Origin of the sequence: Kordia antarctica (assembly GCF_009901525.1) — a bacterium.
GTDB classification, from domain to species: Bacteria; Bacteroidota; Bacteroidia; order Flavobacteriales; family Flavobacteriaceae; genus Kordia; species Kordia antarctica.
This window is the reverse complement of the sequence record NZ_CP019288.1, coordinates 1,587,778-1,611,613: the sequence shown is the minus strand read 5'-3', so window position 1 is coordinate 1,611,613 and position 23,836 is coordinate 1,587,778. Positions and strand designations below refer to the sequence as shown.

The 23,836-nt window shown below is 34.0% G+C and carries 14 protein-coding genes, 3 tRNA genes and 1 pseudogene; 8 read left to right on the top strand and 10 right to left on the bottom strand.

Going from position 1 to position 23,836, the window contains the following annotated elements; translation table 11 throughout:
- Positions 1-180 precede the first annotated feature (180 nt).
- Together IMCC3317_RS06495 and thrA are read right to left on the bottom strand one after the other, a co-directional pair.
- On the bottom strand, positions 181-1,104 hold the full coding sequence (locus IMCC3317_RS06495) for a homoserine kinase (RefSeq protein WP_160128724.1): 924 nt from the start codon (positions 1,102-1,104) through the stop codon (positions 181-183).
- A 306-nt stretch (positions 1,105-1,410) separates the two neighbouring features.
- Positions 1,411-3,858: a bifunctional aspartate kinase/homoserine dehydrogenase I gene (gene thrA, locus IMCC3317_RS06490; RefSeq protein ID WP_160128723.1), complete on the bottom strand. Its 2,448-nt coding sequence runs from the start codon at positions 3,856-3,858 to the stop codon at positions 1,411-1,413.
- A 365-nt stretch (positions 3,859-4,223) separates the two neighbouring features.
- Between thrA and IMCC3317_RS06485 the strand changes: the two genes are divergently transcribed.
- Positions 4,224-5,810 (top strand): NAD(P)H-hydrate dehydratase, encoded by a 1,587-nt coding sequence (locus tag IMCC3317_RS06485; protein WP_160128722.1) that lies wholly within the window; start codon positions 4,224-4,226, stop codon positions 5,808-5,810.
- 64 nt (positions 5,811-5,874) lie between these two features.
- On the opposite strand, the gene IMCC3317_RS06480 is transcribed toward IMCC3317_RS06485, so the two are convergent.
- Positions 5,875-7,218, bottom strand: coding sequence for a TlpA family protein disulfide reductase (locus IMCC3317_RS06480; RefSeq protein ID WP_160128721.1), 1,344 nt, complete (start codon positions 7,216-7,218; stop codon positions 5,875-5,877).
- A gap of 122 nt (positions 7,219-7,340) precedes the next feature.
- On the opposite strand from IMCC3317_RS06480, the gene hutH reads away from it, so the two are divergent.
- A complete protein-coding gene (hutH, locus tag IMCC3317_RS06475; protein ID WP_160128720.1) occupies positions 7,341-8,846 on the top strand; it encodes a histidine ammonia-lyase in 1,506 nt (501 codons plus the stop codon).
- 13 nt (positions 8,847-8,859) lie between these two features.
- Here hutH and IMCC3317_RS06470 read toward each other — a convergent pair whose 3' ends face one another.
- The 3 genes from IMCC3317_RS06470 to IMCC3317_RS06460 all read right to left on the bottom strand — a co-directional run bounded on the left by IMCC3317_RS06470 (position 8,860) and on the right by IMCC3317_RS06460 (position 12,544).
- Positions 8,860-9,252 (bottom strand): STAS/SEC14 domain-containing protein, encoded by a 393-nt coding sequence (locus IMCC3317_RS06470; RefSeq protein ID WP_160128719.1) that lies wholly within the window; start codon positions 9,250-9,252, stop codon positions 8,860-8,862.
- Between the two features lie 121 nt (positions 9,253-9,373).
- The gene (locus IMCC3317_RS06465) at positions 9,374-9,796 is read right to left on the bottom strand and encodes a hypothetical protein (protein ID WP_160128718.1); all 423 of its coding nucleotides are present in this window, start codon (positions 9,794-9,796) and stop codon (positions 9,374-9,376) included.
- A 192-nt stretch (positions 9,797-9,988) separates the two neighbouring features.
- The gene (locus IMCC3317_RS06460) at positions 9,989-12,544 is read right to left on the bottom strand and encodes an ATP-dependent Clp protease ATP-binding subunit (protein WP_160128717.1); all 2,556 of its coding nucleotides are present in this window, start codon (positions 12,542-12,544) and stop codon (positions 9,989-9,991) included.
- Positions 12,545-12,804: 260 nt separating this feature from the next.
- Between IMCC3317_RS06460 and gyrA the strand changes: the two genes are divergently transcribed.
- Together gyrA and IMCC3317_RS06450 are read left to right on the top strand one after the other, a co-directional pair.
- On the top strand, positions 12,805-15,345 hold the full coding sequence (gene gyrA / locus IMCC3317_RS06455) for a DNA gyrase subunit A (protein ID WP_160128716.1): 2,541 nt from the start codon (positions 12,805-12,807) through the stop codon (positions 15,343-15,345).
- Positions 15,346-15,379: 34 nt separating this feature from the next.
- Positions 15,380-16,666: a tetratricopeptide repeat protein gene (locus IMCC3317_RS06450; protein WP_160128715.1), complete on the top strand. Its 1,287-nt coding sequence runs from the start codon at positions 15,380-15,382 to the stop codon at positions 16,664-16,666.
- 641 nt (positions 16,667-17,307) lie between these two features.
- Here the strand turns inward: IMCC3317_RS06450 and IMCC3317_RS06445 are convergent.
- Positions 17,308-18,054, bottom strand: a complete 747-nt coding sequence (locus tag IMCC3317_RS06445) for a C40 family peptidase (protein WP_160128714.1) — start codon at positions 18,052-18,054, stop codon at positions 17,308-17,310.
- Between the two features lie 33 nt (positions 18,055-18,087).
- Positions 18,088-19,266, bottom strand: coding sequence for an acetyl-CoA C-acyltransferase (locus IMCC3317_RS06440; protein ID WP_160128713.1), 1,179 nt, complete (start codon positions 19,264-19,266; stop codon positions 18,088-18,090).
- Positions 19,267-19,406: 140 nt separating this feature from the next.
- On the opposite strand from IMCC3317_RS06440, the gene IMCC3317_RS06435 reads away from it, so the two are divergent.
- The 4 genes from IMCC3317_RS06435 (at position 19,407) to IMCC3317_RS06420 (ending at position 21,930) form a co-directional block, all read left to right on the top strand.
- Positions 19,407-21,497 (top strand): HD family phosphohydrolase, encoded by a 2,091-nt coding sequence (locus IMCC3317_RS06435; protein WP_160128712.1) that lies wholly within the window; start codon positions 19,407-19,409, stop codon positions 21,495-21,497.
- 150 nt (positions 21,498-21,647) lie between these two features.
- Positions 21,648-21,736, top strand: a tRNA-Ser gene (locus IMCC3317_RS06430).
- A 30-nt stretch (positions 21,737-21,766) separates the two neighbouring features.
- Positions 21,767-21,841, top strand: a tRNA-Pro gene (locus IMCC3317_RS06425).
- 15 nt (positions 21,842-21,856) lie between these two features.
- A tRNA-Arg gene (locus IMCC3317_RS06420) sits at positions 21,857-21,930 on the top strand.
- 742 nt (positions 21,931-22,672) lie between these two features.
- Here the strand turns inward: IMCC3317_RS06420 and IMCC3317_RS23875 are convergent.
- Positions 22,673-23,485, bottom strand: a pseudogene (locus IMCC3317_RS23875) (recombinase family protein); the annotation flags it as partial.
- Positions 23,442-23,642, bottom strand: a complete 201-nt coding sequence (locus tag IMCC3317_RS06410; protein WP_160128711.1) for a hypothetical protein — start codon at positions 23,640-23,642, stop codon at positions 23,442-23,444. The gene IMCC3317_RS06410 and the pseudogene IMCC3317_RS23875, both read right to left, overlap by 44 nt.
- Positions 23,643-23,836 lie beyond the last annotated feature (194 nt).

Sequence of the window (23,836 nt, the reverse complement as noted above, 5' to 3'; positions counted from 1 at the left end):
CAAATTTTTAATTTGGTGTATCGAGAACTATTTGGAATTTCTTGATGTTTTTTTGATTCAATAATTAAAAAATTGAATGATTCAATAATTTTAGTTTATAATAAGTTTCCGTCAAGCTGAACTTGATTCAGCTTCTCACAAGTAGCTAACACTTTAAAATTTAAAATTTAGCATTTAAAATTAATTTAAGATCCGACAACCTTCCACATTAATTTTCGAAACATGAATGTCAAAGTCAATATTAATATTTTTATAGGTTTTACTCATTATTTTAGCAACTTTTTCTGCCATTTCTTTTCCTTTGCTAAGCGCGAAAATAGAAGGTCCAGAACCTGAAATTCCAGCACCTAATGCGCCACAAGCAATTGCGTTTTCTTTCACTTTTTTGAATCCAGGAATTAAGATTGCGCGTAATGGTTCTACAATTTCGTCATGTAATGATCTGCTAATTAAATCATAATCGGAAGTGTGTAAACCGCTAATCAATCCGCCTAAGTTTCCAATTTGGATAATAGACTTTTTCATAGAAATATTTTGTTTCAATACCGAACGCGAATCCGACGTTTTGACTTCTATTTGCGGATGAATTACCGTTGCGTACAATTCGCTTGGCGTTGGAATTTTGATTAAATCCAACGGTTCATAACTTCGCACTAAGGTAAATCCGCCCAAAAGGGCAGGAGCCACATTATCCGCGTGTGCAGTTCCACTAGCGAGTTTTTCCCCTTGCATCGCAAAAGGCACTAATTCTTTTAGTGTAAACGGTTTCCCGAGCAATTCATTCATTGCAAATACAGTTCCTGCCGAACTTGCTGCGCTGCTTCCAATTCCGCTTCCTGCTTTTATATTTTTATAGATTTCGATTTCAAAACCGTGATTTAGATTTAGTTTTTCCAACATTGCCAAACCTGCAACACCTGCAACATTTTTCTCGGTTTCCAAAGGTAAATCTTGCCCGACAAGTTTCGAAATTCGAATGCCTTTTTCAGCAGTTTTCCGAATGACCATTTCGTCACCAACGTTGTCCAAACAAAGTCCGAGCACATCGAATCCGCAAGAGACATTTGCAATGGTTGCTGGCGCGAATATTTTTATTTCGTTCATTTTTGTTTGATTGAAAGATTAAACTATTCAATAATTCAATAATTTTTTATTTTGTAACAAGCTAACGTCAAGCTGAACTTGATTCAGCTTCCCACAAGTAGCTAATACTTTTACATTTAAAATTTAGCATCTCGACTGCGCTTGATGTGACACATTTTTCATTTTGAGTTTCAAGGTACTTCTCGATACAAAATTCTTTCAGATAGCTTCGCTAGGTATTTTCTATCAAAATATATTTTGATCTCAATAATACTCGAAGTGACGTTTGCATACATTTAAAATTTAACATTCAAAAATTTATAATTTCTAGAACTTCCCAACACGAATTACATCTGCAAAAATCCCTGAAGCAGTCACTTCTGTTCCTGCGCCTGCGCCTTTTATTTGCAAAGGTTGCAATACGTAGCGATCCGTGAAAAATAATACTATATTATCACTTCCTTCTAAATTGTAAAAAGGATGATCGGAAGGAATGTGTTGCAAACCAACTGTTGCTTTTCCATCTTCAAAAGTAGCAACATATTTTAAACGACAGTTTTTATCGTTTGCTTCTTTGAAAATTTTCTGAAAATGATCTTCATATTTCGTTAATGAAGCATAGAAACCTTCATTGTTTTCTGTTTCGAGTGTTTCTTTCGGAAGAAATGAATCGTTTTCAATTTCGTCCAATTCCATCACATAACCGCTTTCGCGTGCTAAAATCAGGATTTTACGTGCGACATCAATTCCGCTTAAATCAATCTTCGGATCAGGTTCCGTATAACCTTCTTTCTGTGCTTGTGATACAATATCATGAAATGTATTTTCATTGCTGAAATTGTTAAAGACAAAGTTTAAACTACCAGAAAGTACTGCTTGTATTTTGTGAACTCTATCGCCAGAAGCGATTAGGTTTTTTAGCGTATCAATAATTGGCAATCCTGCGCCAACGTTTGTTTCAAATAATAACGGCGCATTGTATTTTCTTGAAATTCGCTTTAAGTTTTTATAGTTTTCATATTCAGAAGCACATGCAATTTTGTTACAGGTCACAACTGCAATATTGTTACGTAAATAGTGTTCGTAAACGTTAGACACTTTATGACTTGCTGAGATGTCAATAAAGATACTGTTACGAAGATTCAACGATTTGGTAGTTGTGTGAAATTCGTCCAAACTTGCTTTGCTACCATTTGCTAGGTTGTCTTTCCATTTGTCTAAATCAATACCTTCTTCTTCAAAATACATGGTTCTCGAATTAGAGATTCCCACAACTCTGATGTTTAGTTTTAATTGTTTAAGAAGAAATTCGCTTTGTTTTTTGAGCTGTGCCAAGAAGCGTTCGCCCACATTTCCAACACCAGTTACAAATAAGTTGAGTTGTTTTATTTTTTCTTCAAAGAATTCTTCATGCAATGCATTCAATGCTTTTTTTGCATCTTCACTATTAATAACTGCTGAAATGTTTTTCTCAGATGCGCCTTGTGCAATTGCTCTAATATTTACATTATTTTTTCCAAGCATGCTAAACATTTTACCACTTAACCCTTGATGATTTTTCATGTTTTCACCAACTAATGCGATAATTGCTAATTGTTGTTCCACGAGAATTGGATCTACTTTTCCAGAAGCAATTTCGTAGGTAAATGTTTCATCAAGTGCAATTTTGGCTCTAGACGCTTCTTTGTCATTGATTCCTATACAAATTGAATGTTCAGAAGAAGCTTGCGTAATGAGAACGATGTTTATTTTTTGTGCTAATAAGGTTTCAAATAATCGTTTTGAAAACCCAGGAATTCCGATCATTCCACTTCCTTCCAATGTTAGTAATGAAATATTTTCAATGTAACTAATTCCTTTTACGGCTTGTTGTTTTCCGTTTGGATTTTTTGTGATACGAGTTCCTTCTTGTTCAGGATCAAATGTATTTTTTATTAGAATTGGAATTTTTTTCCGCAATACAGGTTGAATCGTTGGCGGATAAATCACTTTTGCACCAAAGTGCGATAGTTCCATTGCTTCTTGATATGAGATGTGCGGAATTGGCGTTGCTTGTTTTACAATTCGCGGATTTGCGGTGTACATTCCGCTAACATCTGTCCAAATCTGTAATTCTCTGGCATTTACTGCTGCTGCAATAATTGCGGCTGTATAATCAGATCCGCCTCTTCCTAATGTTGTGGTTTCTCCATTTTCTGTCGCAGCGATAAATCCGGGTAAGATGACAATTTGCTTTTCATTCTTTTCAAAAAATGATTGACAATTTTTTTTTGTCAGTTTCATCTCAACTTGCGCATTTTCGTAGCTTTCTGAGGTAATAATTAATTCTCGACTATCTTTATATATACAATCAAGTTTCTGAATTTTCATGACTTCCGAAATGATATAGGAAGATAATAATTCGCCAAAACTTGCAATGGTTGCTAATGTTTTCGGAGTTAATTCGCGCAGCAAAAAACAACCTTCATATAACGTTTCTAGATAGTTTAATAAACGTTTTGTGTGACTGATAACCGCGCTTTGTTCCGTAACAGGAATTAAATCTTTTACTACTTGCATGTGTCTGTTTTCAATTTCTTGCAAGAGTGATTTGTAGTATTCATCTTTTACTGCGGCGAGTTCGGCAGTTTTTAGAAGCATATTCGTAGTGTTTCCAAATGCAGAAACTACCACGACTATTTTTTCATTTTGTGATGCTTTTGTAATGATATTAATTACTAAGCTTATATTTTGTGCATTGGCGACAGAGGTGCCACCAAATTTGAGTACGTTCATGAGTATTTTTTTGTATGGTTATCGTCAGTTTTTTAAGAAGGTTTTATAAGATATATTTAATGGGAATAAACACCGAACGGTTATGAATAGCTAGACCCCAAAAGGGGTTTTAATAGTACTTGTCACAGTTGTAGAAGAAACTGTGAAGCAATTAATGAATGTGATATTGTTTGCTACTAAACGCATATTTTATTGTATGATGTTGTTCAAAAGTATTACTTTTATAAGCATAAACAAATTATATGTTTATTTTTCACGGATGTGTAGTGAAAACACCTTTTTTTTAAAAAAGCACTAAAAAAGTATAGCAAATTGCAAGATATTTCATCAAAAGTGTAATGCTATACAATTATAAAATTTAACACATGAAGATATATTCAGCAGATCAAATCTACCAAGCGATCAATACTACGATTGAAAAAAATAAAATTTCGTCCAATGAATTAATGGAATTTGCAGGAATTCAAATTTTTAATTGGTTTCATACGCGCATGCAAGGTGCGCAAGTTCCGATTCATATTTATTGCGGAATTGGAAATAATGGCGGTTCCGGTTTGGTGTTAGGTCGCCAATTGTTGCAACATGGTTATAATGTGCACACGTACGTTGTAAATTTCAGCGATAAGCGAACAAAAGATTTTTTAATTAATTATGATCGAATTAAAGAGTTTAAAGTTTGGCCAAGATTGTTGAGTTCGGGCGAGGAATTTCCTGAAATGAATAAAGAGGATATTATTGTAGACGCCATTTTTGGAATTGGATTGAATCGTGAAACTTCGGATTGGGTTAAAAATTTAATTAAATATATTAATGCTTCAGATGCGTATACAGTTTCGATAGATGTTCCTTCTGGTTTGTATCCAAATCATGCGCCAGAAGATAAAGAAGCAGTTATTGAAAGTAATTTTACCTTAACGGGACAAGCGCCAAAATTGAGTTTCTTTTTGCCAGAAACAGGCATTTATATGCAACAATGGGAAGCATTAAATTTTGGATTTGATCAGGAATATTTACAATCAATAGAGACAGAAGTTGAGTTGATTGACAAGCTTGAAATTTTACCATTGTACGTTCCTAGAGAGAAATATGCGCATAAAGGAATCTACGGACACAGCTTGATTGTTGGCGGAAGTTACGGGAAAATAGGCGCTGTAACTTTGGCTAGTTCGGCGTGTTTACGTGTTGGAACAGGATTAATTACCGCGTATATTCCTAAATGTGGGTATATAATTTTACAGACTTCATTGCCAGAAGCGATGGTGATTTGTGATGAAGACGAAAAGAATATTACAAAAATTCAGTACGATATTGAACCAAAAGCTATCGGAATTGGTATTGGTTTAGGAACTGACGCTGCAACTGTAAAAGCATTGAAAGCGTTTTTGAAAACGAATAAAGCACCTTTGGTTATTGATGCAGATGCTTTGAATATATTGGCAGTAAATAAGACATTGTTAAAATCGGTTTCGAAAGGTTCTATTTTGACGCCGCATCCAAAAGAATTGGAGCGATTGATAGGCAAGTGGACAGACGATTTTGATAAGCTTGAAAAGACAAAAGCGTTTTCAAAAAAGTATAACGTAGTTGTTATTATTAAAGGCGCGCATACGATTACTTGTTATGCCGATAAACTGTATATTAACAATACAGGAAATCCAGGAATGGCAACTGCAGGAAGTGGCGATGTATTGACAGGAATGCTCACAGGATTGATTTCGCAAGGATATGATTCGGTTACGGCGGCTATTTTGGGTGTGTATTTACATGGAAAAGCGGGCGATATTGCTTTAACAGGATTGGGATATCAAGCATTGATAGCAAGTGATATTGTGGAACATATTGGCGATGCGTATTTAGATTTGTTCAAAAAGCCAGAAGAACCAAAAGAAGCAGAAGCGCCAAAAGAAGAACCAAAAAAGAGAAAGGCAACTCAAGTTCGTAGAAAGCGGTAAAAATAAATCGCCTTGAATATAGAAATTCAAGGCGATTTATTTATGTTGTTATTTTGAGTGAAAGTTAAATTTTCAACTCATTGAATAGTTCTATTAATTTAGGACTAGATGGTCTTGGTGCATCAGCATTTACAATTTTTCCTTCTGGATTGATTAAGATAAATCTTGGAATGGTTTCTATCGCATACGCGTTTATAAAACTCGATTCATTTCTAGCATCATCCGCAATCAATTGAATTCCGCCTAAGCTTTTATCAGCAACCATTTTTTTCCATGTTTCATATGCTTTTGGCGTATCTATGGAAATAGAAACAAATTCAATTTTCTTATTATGATAATCGGCTTCTATTTTTTTCAAAGAAGGAATTTCCGCTATACAAGGTCCGCACCAAGTTGCCCAAACATCAATATATACATATTTTCCTTTTAAATTTTCTAATGATGTTTTTCCACCTTTGTGATTTTCATAATTAAATTTTGGAGAATCTGTTCCCGCTATTAATGCTTTAATTTTATTATACTTTTTAGTAACTTCCTCTTTCAATTTTTTTTCCGTAGAAATTTCTTGAATAGTATTATATAATTTTTCAGAATTCTCGTTAGATGATGAAATTCCATATGATAATTGAGCAGCTAAATCATTTTTAATATTCTGAGATTTAAGCCCTTTTATTGTCGCTAAAGTTTCTATTGTTATTGAGTCGGTGATCACTTTTTCCATGAAGTAATCTAGCACAATATTTTGATAAGAATCATAATTGCGAAAGTCTTCCGCATTATCATAATCGAATTCATCCAAAGGCTTTAACAAGTTTTCCGAAGCCTTGTATGCTGGTTTTTTTGCGTAGTGCGCATGGTAAGATGGATATCTTGAAAGATTGGCTAAATATTCATAGTTGATTGCTTTTTTTTCTAAGACTATAAAATCTTCATCTAAATCTTTAGATTCTTTTAACTTTGTTTCCGCATCAGTTTTTTTTTCTTCAATTATTTTTAAAAATTCGGCTTCTTCTAATGCGTATACCTCTTGAGGATTTAAGTTTTCATTGGCTAAATATTTTGAAGCTAAGTAGTTGTTGTTTATAGCTCCTGTTCCTTCGTATACAAGAGTTTCATCAAATTTTTTAGTGTCTAAGGACATTTTTAAATCGTTACCTGGAGAAATAAAGAAAGAAGAACGTTCTCTTCCATGAACTAACATATAATAACCTGTGTCAACACGAAGTGTATCTGCAAATGTTCCATCGTCGTTTAATTTGATTTCTTTTTCATAATCGTTTCCTAAAACGACTATTTTAGTATCTTTTGGATTTTCTATTTTTCCAGAAAATAAGGCGTAGTCTATTTTCGGCTCATTTTCACACGAAAAGATTGCAAATACTGCAATTAATAGCAATAATTTTTTCATTTTTTTAAAGTTTGTTTGTTCAAATTTAAAGGATTCTTTTTTTAATCAATAAATTATTAACAATTATTTGGTTAATACAGTTTGAATTTTGACTTTTGAAAGATAATTTGAACAACAACATCATGACACACGAAATAAGTTCACACATTTTAGATATTACGGCTATTCAAGACTTGTTACATTCCAATGCAACATTGACATTGTCAGAAACTGCATCTGCTAAAATTATAGCGTGTCGCGAATATTTAGAACAACGTTTAAAGGATCAGAAAGCACCTATTTATGGTATTAATACAGGATTTGGTTCGTTGTGTAATGTAAAAATTTCAGATGAACATTTATCAAAATTACAAGAAAATTTAGTGATGTCGCATGCTTGCGGAACTGGAGATCGCGTACCACAAGAGATTGTAAAGTTGATGTTGTTACTCAAAGTGCAATCGTTAAGTTATGGACATTCAGGTGTGCAATTGGAAACTGTGCAGCGTTTGATCGATTTTTATAATCATGATATTTTACCTGTAATTTTTGAACAAGGTTCGCTAGGAGCTTCTGGCGATTTAGCACCTTTGGCACATTTGTCATTACCGCTTTTGGGAAAAGGAAGCGTATATTATAAAGGAAAAGAAGTTGCTTCCGCAGAAGTTTTAGCCGAATTTGATTGGCAACCAATTGAATTGAAAGCAAAAGAAGGTTTGGCATTGTTAAACGGAACGCAGTTTATGAGCGCGTATGGCGTACATATGCTTTTAAAATCGTATAAATTATCATATTTCGCAGATTTCTTTGCGGCAATTTCGTTGGAAGCTTTTGATGGTAGATTGGAGCCGTTTAATGATTTGATTCATTTGATTCGTCCGCATAATGGACAATTGAAAACGGCAAAAAGAGTGCAAGAGTTTGTAGAAGGTAGCGAGTTAATTTCGCAAGAAAAGAAACATGTGCAAGATCCGTATTCGTTTCGATGTGTTCCGCAAGTGCATGGCGCAACGAAAGATACTTTGGCTTTTATTAGAAAAACATTTGAAACTGAAATTAATTCAGTAACCGATAATCCAAATATTTTTATTCAAGAAGATGCAATTATTTCTGGAGGAAATTTTCACGGACAACCTTTAGCTTTAGCGCTTGATTATTTGGCGATTGCAATGGCAGAACTTGGAAATATTTCTGAACGCAGAACGTTTCAATTGGTTTCAGGTTTGAGAGGTTTGCCAGATTTTTTAGTGAATAATCCAGGATTAAACTCTGGTTTTATGATTCCGCAATATACAGCGGCAAGTATTGTAAGTCAGAATAAACAATATGCAACACCTGCAAGTATTGATTCCATTGTTTCGTCTAACGGACAAGAAGATCATGTAAGTATGGGCGCAAATGCGGCTACGAAAGCAAAGAAAGTGGTTGATAATATTGAACGTATATTGGCAATTGAATTGTTAAACGCTTCACAAGCATTGGTGTTTAGAGCGCCATTGAAGAGTTCGGGATTTATAGAAACGTTTTTACAAATGTATAGAGTTGAAGTTCCGTTTGTAGATGAAGATAGAGAATTGCACATTGCTATTCGTGACACTTTGTCATTTATTCAGAATACGAATGTTGAAAATGAGGTGTTGTTTGATTAATTTTTTGAAGATTTTACAAGTGTGATTTTACCCAAGTAACTGCTTCAGGAAGTGTTTTGAAGATGTTCATTGGTTTATTAAAAAAATGTTGTTCAATTTTAATATTATGAACGTCTATAAATTTTTCTGAAACTATAGCAATTGCTTTTAAGTTTTCAACTTCAAATACCTTTAAATATATAGTCGGATCAACGGCATACGAGTTTTTTCGAACGGTGATATATGCAAAAGGCTCTGTTGGAAAATGTTTGCCGCCAATTGATTGAATTTCGCGAACAGTATCAACATCAATTGTAATGCCTTCATTCAGTTGTGCAAGCATATAATCGTCATAGATTTCTATTTCACCTATTTGTAAAATATATCTTTTTAGGTATGAATTTGTATTTTCGTTAGCTATTTCCACGTAATTAATCGTTTATATTAAATATAGGTTTTTTTATTTTCATCTCCGAAAAAAATAGATGAACTGCATAAATGAGTAAGACATTCACGGTTTTTATTGCGAATACTAATTTTAGAGTTTGTTATATAGTGTGATTTGACATACTCGTATAATTATTTTCTAAAGGAATGATTTCATCTAGCCAATTTACAGCAGCGTCCATAGTTGTAAATAATTCATAACGTCCTATGCAGAATTTTTTTTCTACAAGTGCAGTTAAGCAAGAAAATTTTTGAGTGGAAACTACCGCAATGCCTTTTAGTAAATCATTTTTTGGAAGCATTTTGTATACTTGTGGATCTATTGAATAGGAATTTTTCCTGTAGGATACATATCCGAAAGGAATTTTATAATTTTCAAGAAAGAATTGAAAGAAAGTAATCATCATTTCAATTGTAACATGTTCTCCTTCATTAATCTCTACAACGACTAAATCGGTATACATATACAACGTTCCATATTCGAAAGTGTAGGTGTTTTTGAGTTGTTTTCCAGGGATATACATCTGCGATACTAGTTTGATTTGGAGGCTAAACTAGAAAATAACTATGCGTGCATACAATTTTTAGTGTTATTTGGAAGTAATTTAGATAAAATACCTATTTTCATCTTCAAACAACACGAAAACTAGTAAAAAGGTAAAATCCTACTTTGCTGTAAAGTAGGATTTTACCTTTTTGTAAGCTAAATCTTAGTTTTATGATTTAGCTGGTTTTTCAGCTTTTTCAATTTTAATAGTGAGTTCGTCATTTGTTTCATCTAAATCCATGAAGATTTTATCGCCTTCATGAATTTTTGAAGTAATGATTTCTTCTGCAAGTGCATCTTCAATATATTTTTGAATGGCTCTTTTTAAAGGTCTTGCACCATATTGTCTATCAAATCCTTTGTCAGCGATATAGTCTTTTGCTTTGTCGGTTAGTGACAAATCATATCCTAAACCTTCAATTCTAGCATATAATTTAGCAATTTCAATGTCAATAATTTTGTGAATGTGTTCACGTTCTAAGGCATTGAAAATAACAACATCGTCAATTCTGTTTAAAAATTCAGGAGCAAACGCTTTTTTCAACGCATTTTCAATCACACCTCTTGCATGATCGTCTGCTTGTGATTTTTGAGCATTCGTACCAAAACCAACACCAGCACCAAAATCTTTCAGTTTACGCGCACCAATATTTGATGTCATAATGATAATGGTATTTCTGAAATCAATTTTTCTTCCTAAACTGTCTGTTAAAAACCCATCATCTAATACTTGTAATAGCATATTGAATACATCTGGATGCGCTTTTTCAACCTCATCAAGCAAAATAACAGCATATGGTTTTCTTCTAACTTTTTCCGTTAGTTGTCCACCTTCTTCATATCCAACATATCCTGGAGGCGCACCAACTAAACGTGAAATCGCGAATTTTTCCATGTATTCACTCATGTCAATTCTGATCAAAGCTTCATCTGAATCAAATAACTCACTAGCCAATACCTTAGCTAACTGTGTTTTTCCAACTCCAGTTTGCCCTAAAAAGATAAATGAACCGATTGGTTTGTTTGGATCTTTAAGTCCTGCACGATTACGCTGAATCGCTTTTACAACTTTTCCAACGGCTTCGTCTTGTCCTATTACTTTTCCTTTGATTAATTCAGGAAGTTGTGCTAGTTTGTTACTTTCTTTTTGTGCAATTCTGTTCACAGGAATTCCTGTCATCATGGAAACTACATCAGCTACATTATCTTCACTTACAATTTCTTTGTGTTGTTTGGATTCTTCTTCCCACTTTTCTTGAGAAATTGCCAATTCTTTTTCAATACGTTTTTCGTCGTCTCTTAATTTGGCAGCTTCTTCATATTTCTGTTTTTTAACGACAGAATTTTTAAGTTCACGCACTTCTTCTAGTTGACGTTCTAAATCAAGAATTTGCTTAGGAACATCAATATTTATAATGTGAACTCTTGAACCTGCTTCATCCAAAGCATCAATAGCTTTGTCTGGCAAGAAACGATCGCTCATGTATCTATTTGTAAGCATAACACAGGCTCTAATAGCTTCTGGTGTGTAACGTACATTATGATGTTCTTCGTATTTATCTTTGATATTCTCTAGAATTTCTATCGTTTCATCTACCGTAGTAGGTTGAACCACCACTTTTTGGAAACGTCTTTCTAGTGCACCATCTTTTTCAATATGTTGTCTGTATTCGTCTAATGTTGTTGCTCCAATACATTGCAGTTCACCTCTTGCTAACGCAGGTTTAAACATGTTAGAAGCATCTAAACTTCCAGTTGCGCCACCAGCACCAACAATGGTATGAATTTCATCAATGAAGAGAATAATATCATCGTTCTTCTCCAATTCATTCATAACCGCTTTCATGCGTTCTTCAAACTGACCTCTGTATTTTGTTCCAGCTACTAAGCTTGCTAAGTCTAACGTAACGACTCTTTTATTGAATAAAATACGTGATACTTTGCGTTTTATGATTCTGTTTGCTAAACCTTCTGCAATGGCAGATTTACCAACACCAGGTTCTCCAATTAATATTGGATTGTTCTTTTTACGTCTACTCAAAATTTGAGAAACACGTTCTATTTCTTTTTCACGTCCAACAACAGGATCCAATTTTCCTTCTTCAGCCATAGCTGTTAAATCTCTTCCGAAATTGTCTAATACAGGTGTTTTGGATTTTTTATTGACTTTTCCGCCAGCATTAGAAGCTCCAAAAGGATTTTCTTTTGAAGGTTCTTGTGATCCACTATTGTCATCAGAATATGATTCTGAACGTGGAGTGTCTATATAATCGTCATCGTTTGTTATCATATACTTAAATTGTTCTTTAACATTATCATAATCCACTTTAAGCTTATTTAGTAGCTTTGTTGTCGGATCGTTTTCGTTTCGTAAGATGCACAATAATAAATGTGCGGTATTGATAGAAGAACTTTGAAAAAGTTTGGCTTCTAAAAATGTCGTTTTAAGCGCTCTTTCAGCTTGACGCGTTAAGTGTAAATTTCGCTTTTCGTTTGGAGCTACTGCCACATTTGGGTTTGCGGGACTTAGAATCTCTACTTTACGCCGCAAGTGAGTCAAATCCACTTCAAGTGCGTTTAAAATATTAATTGCTTTGCCATTTCCGTCTCTAAGAAGTCCAAGCATTAAGTGTTCTGTGCCAATAAAATCGTGGCCTAAACGCAGTGCTTCTTCTTTACTGTAGGCGATTACATCTTTTACTCTTGGGGAAAAATTATCATCCATAAATCTAGTTTCCTTTCGACCTTAAAATTAATATTTCAATACGGATAATACAAAAATTGTTCCGTGATGAAAGGTTATGTAAGCTAATAGACGAAAAAAAACTTCAAATTCAAAAATTATATTATTAAATTATCAAAAAAACTTATTAAAAATTGTTAATAAAAAAACGTTAAAATGCTTATTGAAATCATCTCTGAATACTAGCAAATGTTGTATATTGACCCGATTTGTAAAACTCGAAATATTAAAATATAAAATACATGGCAGAAGGAGAAAAATTAATCCCTATTAATATTGAAGATGAGATGAAGTCTGCTTACATCGATTATTCGATGTCAGTCATTGTGTCACGTGCGCTTCCAGATGTAAGAGATGGTATGAAACCCGTACATCGTAGAGTATTGTTTGGAATGCATGAACTCGGAGTTCGGTCTGGCTCGGCTCATAAGAAATCTGCAAGAATTGTTGGAGAAGTATTAGGTAAGTATCACCCACACGGAGATACATCTGTATACGACGCAATGGTTCGTATGGCGCAAGAATGGAGTTTGCGTTATATGCTAGTAGATGGACAAGGTAACTTCGGATCTATTGATGGAGATAGTCCTGCAGCAATGCGTTATACGGAAGCAAGAATGCGCAAGATAGCTGACGATATGTTGGCAGATATTGACAAAGACACCGTTGATCATTCTTTGAACTTTGATGACACCTTAAAAGAACCAACAGTATTGCCTACAAGAGTTCCAGGTTTGTTAATTAATGGAGCATCAGGGATTGCAGTTGGTATGGCAACAAATATGCCGCCACACAATTTATCAGAAGTTATTGATGGAATTCATGCGTATATTGAAAACAATGACATCGAAATTGATGAGTTGATTCAACACGTAAAAGCACCCGATTTTCCAACAGGTGGAATTATCTATGGATATGATGGTGTTCGTGAAGCGTTTAAAACAGGACGAGGAAAAGTTGTCATGCGTGCGAAAGCTACGATGGAAGAAGTGCAAGGTAGAGAATGTATTATTGTAACTGAAATTCCATATCAAGTCAATAAAGCAGACATGATTAAGAAAACTGCTGACTTGGTAAATGATAAAAAAATTGATGGTATTTCTACGATTCGTGATGAATCTGATAGAAAAGGAATGCGTATCGTTTATATCTTAAAGCGTGATGCGATTCCAAATATTGTCTTAAATACATTATATAAGTATACTGCATTACAATCATCATTCAGTGTAAATAATATTGCATTGGTTCATGGACGTCCACAATTATTGAATCTAAAAGAAATGATTCATCACTTTGTGGAACACAGACATGTAGTTGTAACGCGTAGAACTGAATATGAATTACGCAAAGCAGAAGAGCGCGCGCATATTTTAGAAGGTTTAATTATTGCATCTGATAATATTGATGAGGTAATTGCTATTATTAGAGGTTCGCAAAATGCTGAAGATGCTCGTAATAATTTGATCACACGTTTTGAATTGACAGAGATTCAAGCCAAAGCGATTGTGGAAATGCGTTTACGTCAGTTAACAGGTCTGGAACAAGACAAGTTACGTGGTGAGTACGACGACATCATGAAAAGCATTGACGATTACCGTGATATTTTGGCAAATAAGTCAAGAAGAATGGACATCATCAAAGAAGAACTTACGGTTATCAAAGATAAATACGGAGATGAAAGACGTTCGTTAATTGAATATGCTGGTGGAGATGTTAGTATTGAAGATTTAATTCCTGATGAAAAAGTAGTTATTACAATTTCGCATGCAGGATACATTAAGCGTACTTCATTAACAGAATATAAAGAACAAAATAGAGGTGGCGTTGGGCAAAAAGGAAGTGCAACTAGAAACGAAGATTTCTTAGAGCATCTATTTGTTGGAACCAATCACCAATATATGCTATTCTTTACGCAAAAAGGAAAATGTTTCTGGATGCGTGTATATGAAATTCCAGAAGGAAGTAAAGCATCTAAAGGAAGAGCAATTCAGAACTTAATCAACATTGAAAAAGATGATAAAGTAAAAGCATTCATCTGTACACAAAGTTTAAAAGATGATGAATATATTAATAGTCACTATGTGATTATGGCTACGAAGAAAGGTCAAGTGAAAAAGACACCTTTGGAGCAGTATTCTCGTCCACGTACCAATGGTATTAATGCAATTACCATTAAAGAAGGCGATGAACTGTTAGAAGCAAAGTTAACTACTGGAAACAGTCAAGTAATGTTAGCTGTAAAATCTGGAAAAGCAATTCGATTTGAAGAAGAGAAAACACGACCAATGGGAAGAAATGCTTCTGGTGTTCGTGGAATTAGACTCGCTAATGAAAAAGATGAAGTTATAGGAATGGTTGCTGTAAACGATATGGAAAGCAACATTTTAGTAGTTTCTGAAAATGGATATGGAAAACGATCTAGCTTAGAAGATTACCGAATTACGAACCGTGGTGGAAAAGGAGTAAAGACCATTTCTGTAACGGAAAAAACTGGAAAGTTGGTTGCGATTAAGAACGTAACGGACGATGATGGTTTAATGATTATCAACAAATCTGGTATTGCAATTCGTATGTCTGTTTCTGATTTAAGAGTAATGGGAAGAGCAACGCAAGGAGTTCGATTAATCAACATAAAAGGAAAAGATTCTATTGCAGCGGTAGCCAAAGTGAAGAATGAAGATGAGGATGAAGACGTTGAAGATGTTGAAAACACTGGTGTTACAGAAGATGGCACGGCTGTTGATATAGATGACAATAGTGACAACGAAACGGAAGAAGAATAATAACAAAAACCTCAATTATCTAAACATTTATAAAATGAAGAAAACAATTTTAATTTTCTCAGCAATGTTAATTACGGCATTTTCTTTTGCACAAAAGAAAGAATTAAGAGCCGTTGAGAAAGCATTGAAAAAAGGAAACACTACAGAAGCTAAAGCAACGTTATCTAGTATTTCATCTACAATAGAAAGTGCTGATGCAAAATACAAAGCACAATATTACTTTCTAAAAGGAAGAACGTATCAAGAACTTGCTGAAAAAGGAATGGATACGGATGCTTCTTTAAAAATAGCTGGTGATGCTTACAATAAATTATTTGCTTTTGAAAAAGAGCAAAAAGATTTTGAATACACCAAAGAAGCGAAGCCAATGTTGCAAACAATGATTAGTAAAATTGTTGAAAAAGCCATTGCCTCTCAAAAAGAAGAAAACTATAAGAAAGCTTCAGAGCTATTGTATTTATCGTATACATTACAGCCAGAAAATAAAAATTTCTTATACTTCGCGGCATCGAACTCAATTTCTGAAAAAGATTATGATACTGCTTTAAAGTATTATGTAGAGTTAAAAGAAACAGGATATACAGGTGAAGAAACTCAGTATTATGCTATTAATGTAGCAGACGGTAAAAAAGAATCGTTCGCAGAAAAAACATTAAGAGATGTATCTGTAAGAGTAAAATCACATTCAAATCCAACAGAAGAAAAAACAAAATCTAGATTACCAGAGATTGTAAAAAACATTTCTTGGATTTACACCAACCATATTGGTGACAATGAGAAAGCTTTAGCAGCCGTAGAAGATGCAATTGCAATGAATCCTAATGATGCTTCACTTTTATTGACAAAAGGAAACATCTACTACAAAATGGGAGATACTGCAAAATTCAAAGAAATCATGCAAGAAATCATTGCTAAAAACCCTAATGATGTAGATTCTTATTACAATATTGGTGTAATTAGTGCTGAAAATGGTGATGTTGAAGAGGCAAGAGCCGCATACAAAAAAGTACTAGAATTAGATCCTGGATATGTAAATGCAGCAATCAACTTATCTAAAACATACTTAGACGAGTCGTCAGATGTTGTTGATAAAATGAACGAACTAGGAAATTCATCAGCAGATAACAGAAAATATGATGAATACAAAGCGCAACAAACTGCATTGTATAGAAAGTCATTAGCAGTATTAGAAGGAATTTCTGAAAGTGTTCCCAATGATGTTAGTATCCTAAAGCAATTAAAAGGATTATATTCTTTCTTAGGAGAAAGTGAAAAAGTCAAAAAAGTGAAAGCTAAATTGGCTGAGTTAGGAGAGCAATAATCTAACAGAAATAATACATAAAAAAAGCCTCGTTAACTAGTTAACGAGGCTTTTTTATGTCTTGTAATTTTTTTATATGAGTAGTATTTATATCAAATGAATTTTAGACTGTAATTTTAAAGTTTGTTTGGTATTATTTAACCTGAGATCGATATAAGTTTACTCAAATGAAATTTTGAACATATTTCTAAAATAAGTGCTAAGTATTTGATTTTCTTTTTCTTTGTTCGTACAAAGAAAAGAAACAAAAGAAAGTGCGCTTTTAGTTCGTGTGATTTCTATTTTATATTTTGGAACTCATGAATCTTCGATTTCCAGAGGTATTTTTAGTTTTTCTTTCTGAAAAAAACTAAAACCGCATGAATTTTTCTAAATTTTCTCCAAGGATTCAAAAATTCTTAACGAAAAATCCCTGCTATACTGCGGAAAAGACAAAAAAAAACACTCTGAAATTTTATATCGAACTTACGTTATTTAAAATTATCAAAAATGTCTCAAAGTATACGTACTTTATTTGGTATAATACCTTGCCTGTAAAAATTATTATGGTGTATCAAGCGTTCAATATAAAGTCTATATTCTTGACTCTAAAAAACGGCTTGTACTGAGCGAAGTCGAAGTAAGCGGTCTTACATCTTTTATCAAACAATCTTCTTAATCACACGAAGTCTGTGTGTATGTCGTTTAGTTTCTACATTAAAAATTCCTGAATGATCTATGCGATCAATACGAACTTTTCCATGTGCGTGAATAATATAATTATCTTCCATAATGATTCCGACGTGAATAATAGTGCCTTCTTCATTATCAAAAAAAGCTAAATCGCCAGGTTCACTTTCTTCAATAAAACTCAACGCTTCACCTTGCATAGCTTGCTGAGAAGCATCACGCAATAACTTATAACCATTCAGTTTATACACCATTTGTGTAAAACCAGAACAATCTATCCCGAAAGGTGTTTTTCCGCCCCATAAATACGGCGCGCCCAAATACATATACGAAGTTTTAATAATAGTTGCTTTTGGATGAATTCCGCCAATCGTATTTCCATCATGTTCATGTGACAATAACGACAACGAATTCAAAACGGAACCAATAGGAATTGGCATTAAAAGGGAATCATTCGTAATAAACTCAACCAAATCAGCCGAGAGAATCAACTTTTCTTTATTTTTCTCTTTATAAATTTCCTCAGTGACTTCTAAATATTGTTTATTATCAATCCAACCTTCGTACTTGTCAAATGCAATACGGATTTTACTCCACTTTTTGCGTTGTTCCAACACTTTAAAATGTTCTCCATACAAAACCTGTGATACAAGTTCACTCGTATCAGTTGGTTCAGCACGAAGCGGAACAATACTCAAATTGCAAATTCCGTATTGCATGTATAAAATTAGATGATTTTTAAAATTGAAAAATTAAGCTCTTTCTAAAATTAATGCAGAAGCGCCACCGCCACCATTACAAATAGCTGCAGCTCCTAACTTTGCATTATTCTGTTCTAAAACATTCAGTAAAGTAATCAAAATACGAACGCCAGAGCAACCTAGCGGATGTCCTAAAGAAACTGCTCCACCATTTACGTTTACATTTTTATCTGTCAATCCAAGAATTTTCATATTGGCAAGTCCAACAATTGAAAAAGCTTCGTTAAATTCAAAATACTCAATATCTTCAATACTCAAATTTGCTTTTGCTAATGCTTTCGGAAGTGCTTTTGCAGGTGCTGTCGTAAACCATTCTGGTTCATGCGCCGCATCTGCATATCCTTTTATGGTTGCTAGAGGTTTCAAGCCTAACTCCGCAGCTTTCTCTGCACTCATTAAAACCATTGCGCCAGCGCCATCATTAATTGTAGAAGCATTGGCAGCAGTTACAGTTCCATCTTTAGTAAAAGCAGCACGCAAAGTTGGAATTTTGTCCATTTTTACATTCTTATACTCTTCATCTTCGCTTACAATAACTGGTTCGCCTCTTCGTTGTGGAACTTCCACAGAAACTACTTCATTTGCAAACTTTCCTTCAGCCCAAGCTTTCGCTGAACGTTCATACGACTGAATTGCAAATGCATCTTGATCTTCTCTTGAAAATTTATATTCTGTGGCACACGCATCCGCGCAAACGCCCATTGCTACATTATCATACACATCAACCAAACCATCTCGTTGCATTCCATCTTCCAATGTGGCAGGACCAAATTTAGTTCCTGTTCTTGCGTGGTAATAATGTGGAATTAAACTCATGTTTTCCATTCCTCCAGCAACAATAACATCTGCATCGCCCAATGCAATTGCTTGCGCAGCTTGCATTACGGCTTTCATTCCTGATGCACATACTTTATTAATCGTTGTACACGGAACTGTATTCGGAATTCCAGCAAAAATAGCGGCTTGTCGTGCAGGAGCTTGTCCAGTTCCTGCCTGAACAACATTTCCCATAATCACTTCCTGAACATGTTCTGGAGCTAAATTTATTTGTGCCAACGCACCTTTAATAGCTGTTGCTCCTAACTGTGGAGCTGGTATAGTAGATAAAGCGCCCAAAAAACTTCCGATTGGAGTTCTTGCAGCTGCAACAATGACAACTTCTTTACTCATGATTTTTGCTTAAAGTTTAATTGTTGCGAATTTAATTATTTTTTAGAAGATATCCGTATAAATTATCAATTTAAGCGATGAGTTCACTAATAAAACACGCTTAATTTTAGTACTTTTGAATATTAACATATATTCGTTTCATGAAGCAGCTCATTACCAAGTTATATAAGAATCAGTCGTTTGTATATAAAATATTTTTATACGTACTAACAACGGTTTTGGTTGTGTACCTTTTCCCGAAAGGAGGAAAATTTCAATATGAGTTTCAAAAAGGAAAACCTTGGCAATATGAAACACTCATAGCACAATTTGATTTTCCCATTACAAAAACAGCGGAGGAAGTTGATAAGGAAAAAGCGACTATTAGTGCCAATGCAAAAACATACTACAATTACAATAAGCAAGTTGTAGAGCGTGTCAAAAACGATTTTGACGAGCAGTTTGATGAACTTTTTCCTATTGATAGTATTATTGATAGAAATAGCTTTTCACGCTTAAAATCTAAAGCAAATAAATTACTGGCTAATTTTTATAGAAATGGTGTCATTGCTACGATTGATGAATCTAAAACGGATCAATTAGTAGTGCTCATTCAAGATAATGTAGAACGAAATGTGAGTTATAACAGTTTTACCAAGCTTAATAATTTACAGAAATACATCAAGGATTTTGTAGAACAACAAGTTTTGGAAAACTATGAAACGCAGTTGTATAACTTGTTTTTTGAAATCATTGAGCCCAATGTAGAAATCAATCAGCAATTTACAAATGAAGCACTTTTACAACAGTTAAGTGAGATTGCGTACACACGCGGAAATATTCAAGAAGGTTTCCGAATAATTGCAAAAGGAGAAGTCGTAGAAGGTGAGAAATTAGCAACCTTAAATTCACTCAAAAAAGTATACGAGTCGCAGGTCTGGAACGAATCCAATTACAATTGGATCGTATTTGGCTACACAATTCAAGTCGCGTTGGCATTGTTAATGTTGTTGCTATTCATTCGAAAATACCGTCCAGATATTTATGATAATAACAACAAAGTAACGTTCATTTTCATGAATATTGTATTTATGATTGTATTAACAACGTTGGTTGTAAAATACAATTCCAACTATGTATATGTGGTGCCATTATGTATTTTGCCTTTAATTTTAAAAGCATTCTTTGATGCGCGCTTGGGATTATTTGCACACGTATTAACGGTTTTATTACTAGGTTTTATTGTACCAAATAGCTCGGAATATATCTTTTTGCAAATCATTGCAGGAATTGTAACCATTTTGACGGTTTCTGAACTTTACAAACGCGCAAATCTATTTATTTCTGTCGGGCAGATAACACTCATTTACATTGTAGCGTATTTTGCGTTTCACATTACGCATGAAGGCGGCATCAAATTTACGGAAGTTTTCAGTAGAAACGAATTAGGGCAAGTACATGTCATTTGGATTTATTTTATGCAATTTATGCTCTGCGGATTGGCAACATTATTTGTACAACCATTAATTTATATTTATGAGAAGATTTTTGGACTCGTGTCCGATGTATCTCTGTTAGAACTTTCAGACACCAATTCTAAACTTTTGAAGCGACTCGCTAACGAAGCACCAGGAACATTTCATCACTCACTACAAGTGGCAAATTTGGCGGAAGCAGCGGCAAGCGAAATAGGCGCAAACACAATGTTGGTTAGAGTAGGAGCGTTGTATCATGACATTGGAAAAATGAACAATCCGACATTTTTTATAGAAAATCAGGCAACTTCGGTAAATCCGCATGACGAATTAGCGCCAGATGAAAGTGCGACAATAATAATAGATCATGTATTAGATGGAATCGAAATTGCAAAAAGTAACAAATTACCCGATCGTATTATAGACTTCATCCGAACACATCACGGAACATCAACAGTGTATTACTTCTACAAAAAAGCGAAAGAGTTGGACGAAGACGTGTCAATTGAAAACTTCCAATATCCTGGCCCGATTCCATTTTCAAAAGAAACGGCAATTCTCATGATGGCAGATTCGGTAGAAGCGGCTTCTAAAAGTTTAAAAGAGCCAACTTTCCAAAAAATAGACCAATTCGTAGAACGCATCATTGACAAGCAAATGGACGAGTTGCAATTTATGAATGCAGATATCACTTTAAAAGAAATTGTAATCATTAAAAAAGTACTCAAAAAGAAGCTAAATAACATCTATCATTTACGAATTGAATATCCAGAATAAACGGTAGTTAATTGAAAATTAAAATATTGCAAAAAAAACAAGAAAAAAAGACTAAAAAAAGAGGTAAATAGTTGCTTCATTAAAAATGAACTGTTACATTTGCAACCGCAATTTAACGATTGCGTAAGTTCTTAAATCATAAGAAATACTGGAGAGGTGCCTGAGTGGCCGAAAGGAACGGTTTGCTAAATCGTCGTACTTAGAAATAGGTACCCAGGGTTCGAATCCCTGTCTCTCCGCTTTTTTTTTAAACAATTTGATAACTATTTCGGGGTGTAGCGTAGCCCGGTTATCGCGCCACGTTTGGGACGTGGAGGCCGCAGGTTCGAATCCTGCCACCCCGACAATTATAGAGTTACGGGCTCGTAGCTCAGCTGGATAGAGCACCTCCCTTCTAAGGAGGCGGTCACAGGTTCGAATCCTGTCGGGCTCACAGGAGCGGACAAATTAGTATTTTTTACTTTTTGTCCGCTTTTTTGTTGTCTTAAACTGATTGACAGTGAACGCGTTAATTTGAAAATTGAATTTACCTTACTGGTTCGAACTTCATCTTTTTTACGATCATAGACGATTCCATCGGGGAATACAAGTTTTTGAAATTTTTGTTTCTCAGCATAACTGCCTAACCTCCATATATTATGCAAGTTACATAACAAATCTATTGAGTTATTAATATAGTTATCAAGGTTCGAACTATCTAAACTGTTTTTTTCAATTTCTTGCGCTATTTCATTCTTTTCTTCATTGTACTTCTTTGAAAACTTTTGATATAGCGAACCGTCTATTTCACCAATTACAAAGCGTTCTTCAATCTTGTTAACCTTATCGTTAATTGCCTTTAGATTGTACTTTAAATGCGCTGTATTATCTTCATTGGAAGTGCTGAAGTATTCAAATGTGTGCTTTAATTGAATCTTTATTGGAGTAATGTATTTTTTATCTATTTGATACGTGCCTAATATATCGTTGAATTTGTCATGTAAGTCATTTGCATTTTTGTTGCAAGGGCAACCAACTGTTTTACATTTGTAATAATAGATATTTTTCTTTTTCACCAAATAGCCTGTTAGTGGACTTTTACAAGCAGCACATTTTGTAAATACTTTTAGCGGTAAGTTCTCATTTGCTTTATTATGTTTCGATTTGTTGTTCTTTGCTTCTTGGATTCCGTGAACTTTTAGGAATAAAGCTTTTGGAACAATGGCTTTGTGTTTTCCCTCAATGAGTTGATCGTCCAACAAACTATGTGATATTAATCCACAATAGACTACATTTCGAAACATATTTGTTAATCTTTGTTTGTATATTTTTAATCCGTATTGTTCAAGTCTTTTCACAATCTCAACATTGGATAAACTTTCATTAGCTTTCCATTCAAAAGCTTTTCGTACCAAATGTGCTTTCTCACTTGGAACTATAATAGGTATGTTCTTCTCGTCTCGCATATTTTTATAGCCAATCGGAGCAGTTCCCATCCAATAGCCATTTAATAAGCGGTGACGCATTCCTGTAATGGTTTTGTCTCTACGTTGGTCATTATCATACTTGCTGAAAAGTAAATTTAAGTTTTGATAGAAACGTCCTGTGGAAGTTTGTGTATCTGCTGGTTGCGTAACAGCAATGAGATTGATTCCTATTCTTCTTATTTTGGCTAAGGTATGAATAGCACTTTCTCCTGCTCTTGAAAAACGATCTGTACTGTATACAATAATATTAGAAATCTTTTTTGTTTTCACAAACGAAAGCATTCGTTGAAACTCTTTTCGATCATCGGTTTTGGCACTTTCGTTCGTTCCACCAAAATAGCCACAAATATCCATTTCGTGCTTATTAGCATATTCGGTACAGTATTTTAATTGACTATCTAAACTTGTATTGTCTCGTTGTTTAATATCAGAAACTCTAGTATAAATAACTGCTTTATTATTTCGAATTGTAGCATGTTTACTTCGTTTTGCGAAGCTTTGAAATTGATTCAGATTGCTCATAGTTGGTAATGATGTTATGAGTTAATAATGATACTTCTTTTAAGGTATTAATAATATGAATAGCTTCTTCAGTAGACACATCAGCAAATCCATCGAAGCTTTTTAATTCTTCAACGGAAATCGTTTTTAATGTTGTTATATCTTTTACAATCTTCATATAAAGGAACTACTGTGTTGTTGCTTGTAGCTAATGAGCTAAAAGCTGTTATTCCCTTTTTGAAAATTGTAAAATTGTTTGAAATCATATCTTCAATATTACAAAGAATTGAAACTAATTCCAATGATTCTATAATAAATTAATAGTTAAAATCTTACAATTTTAAATTAAGGAATGTCATTGTATGTTTTATT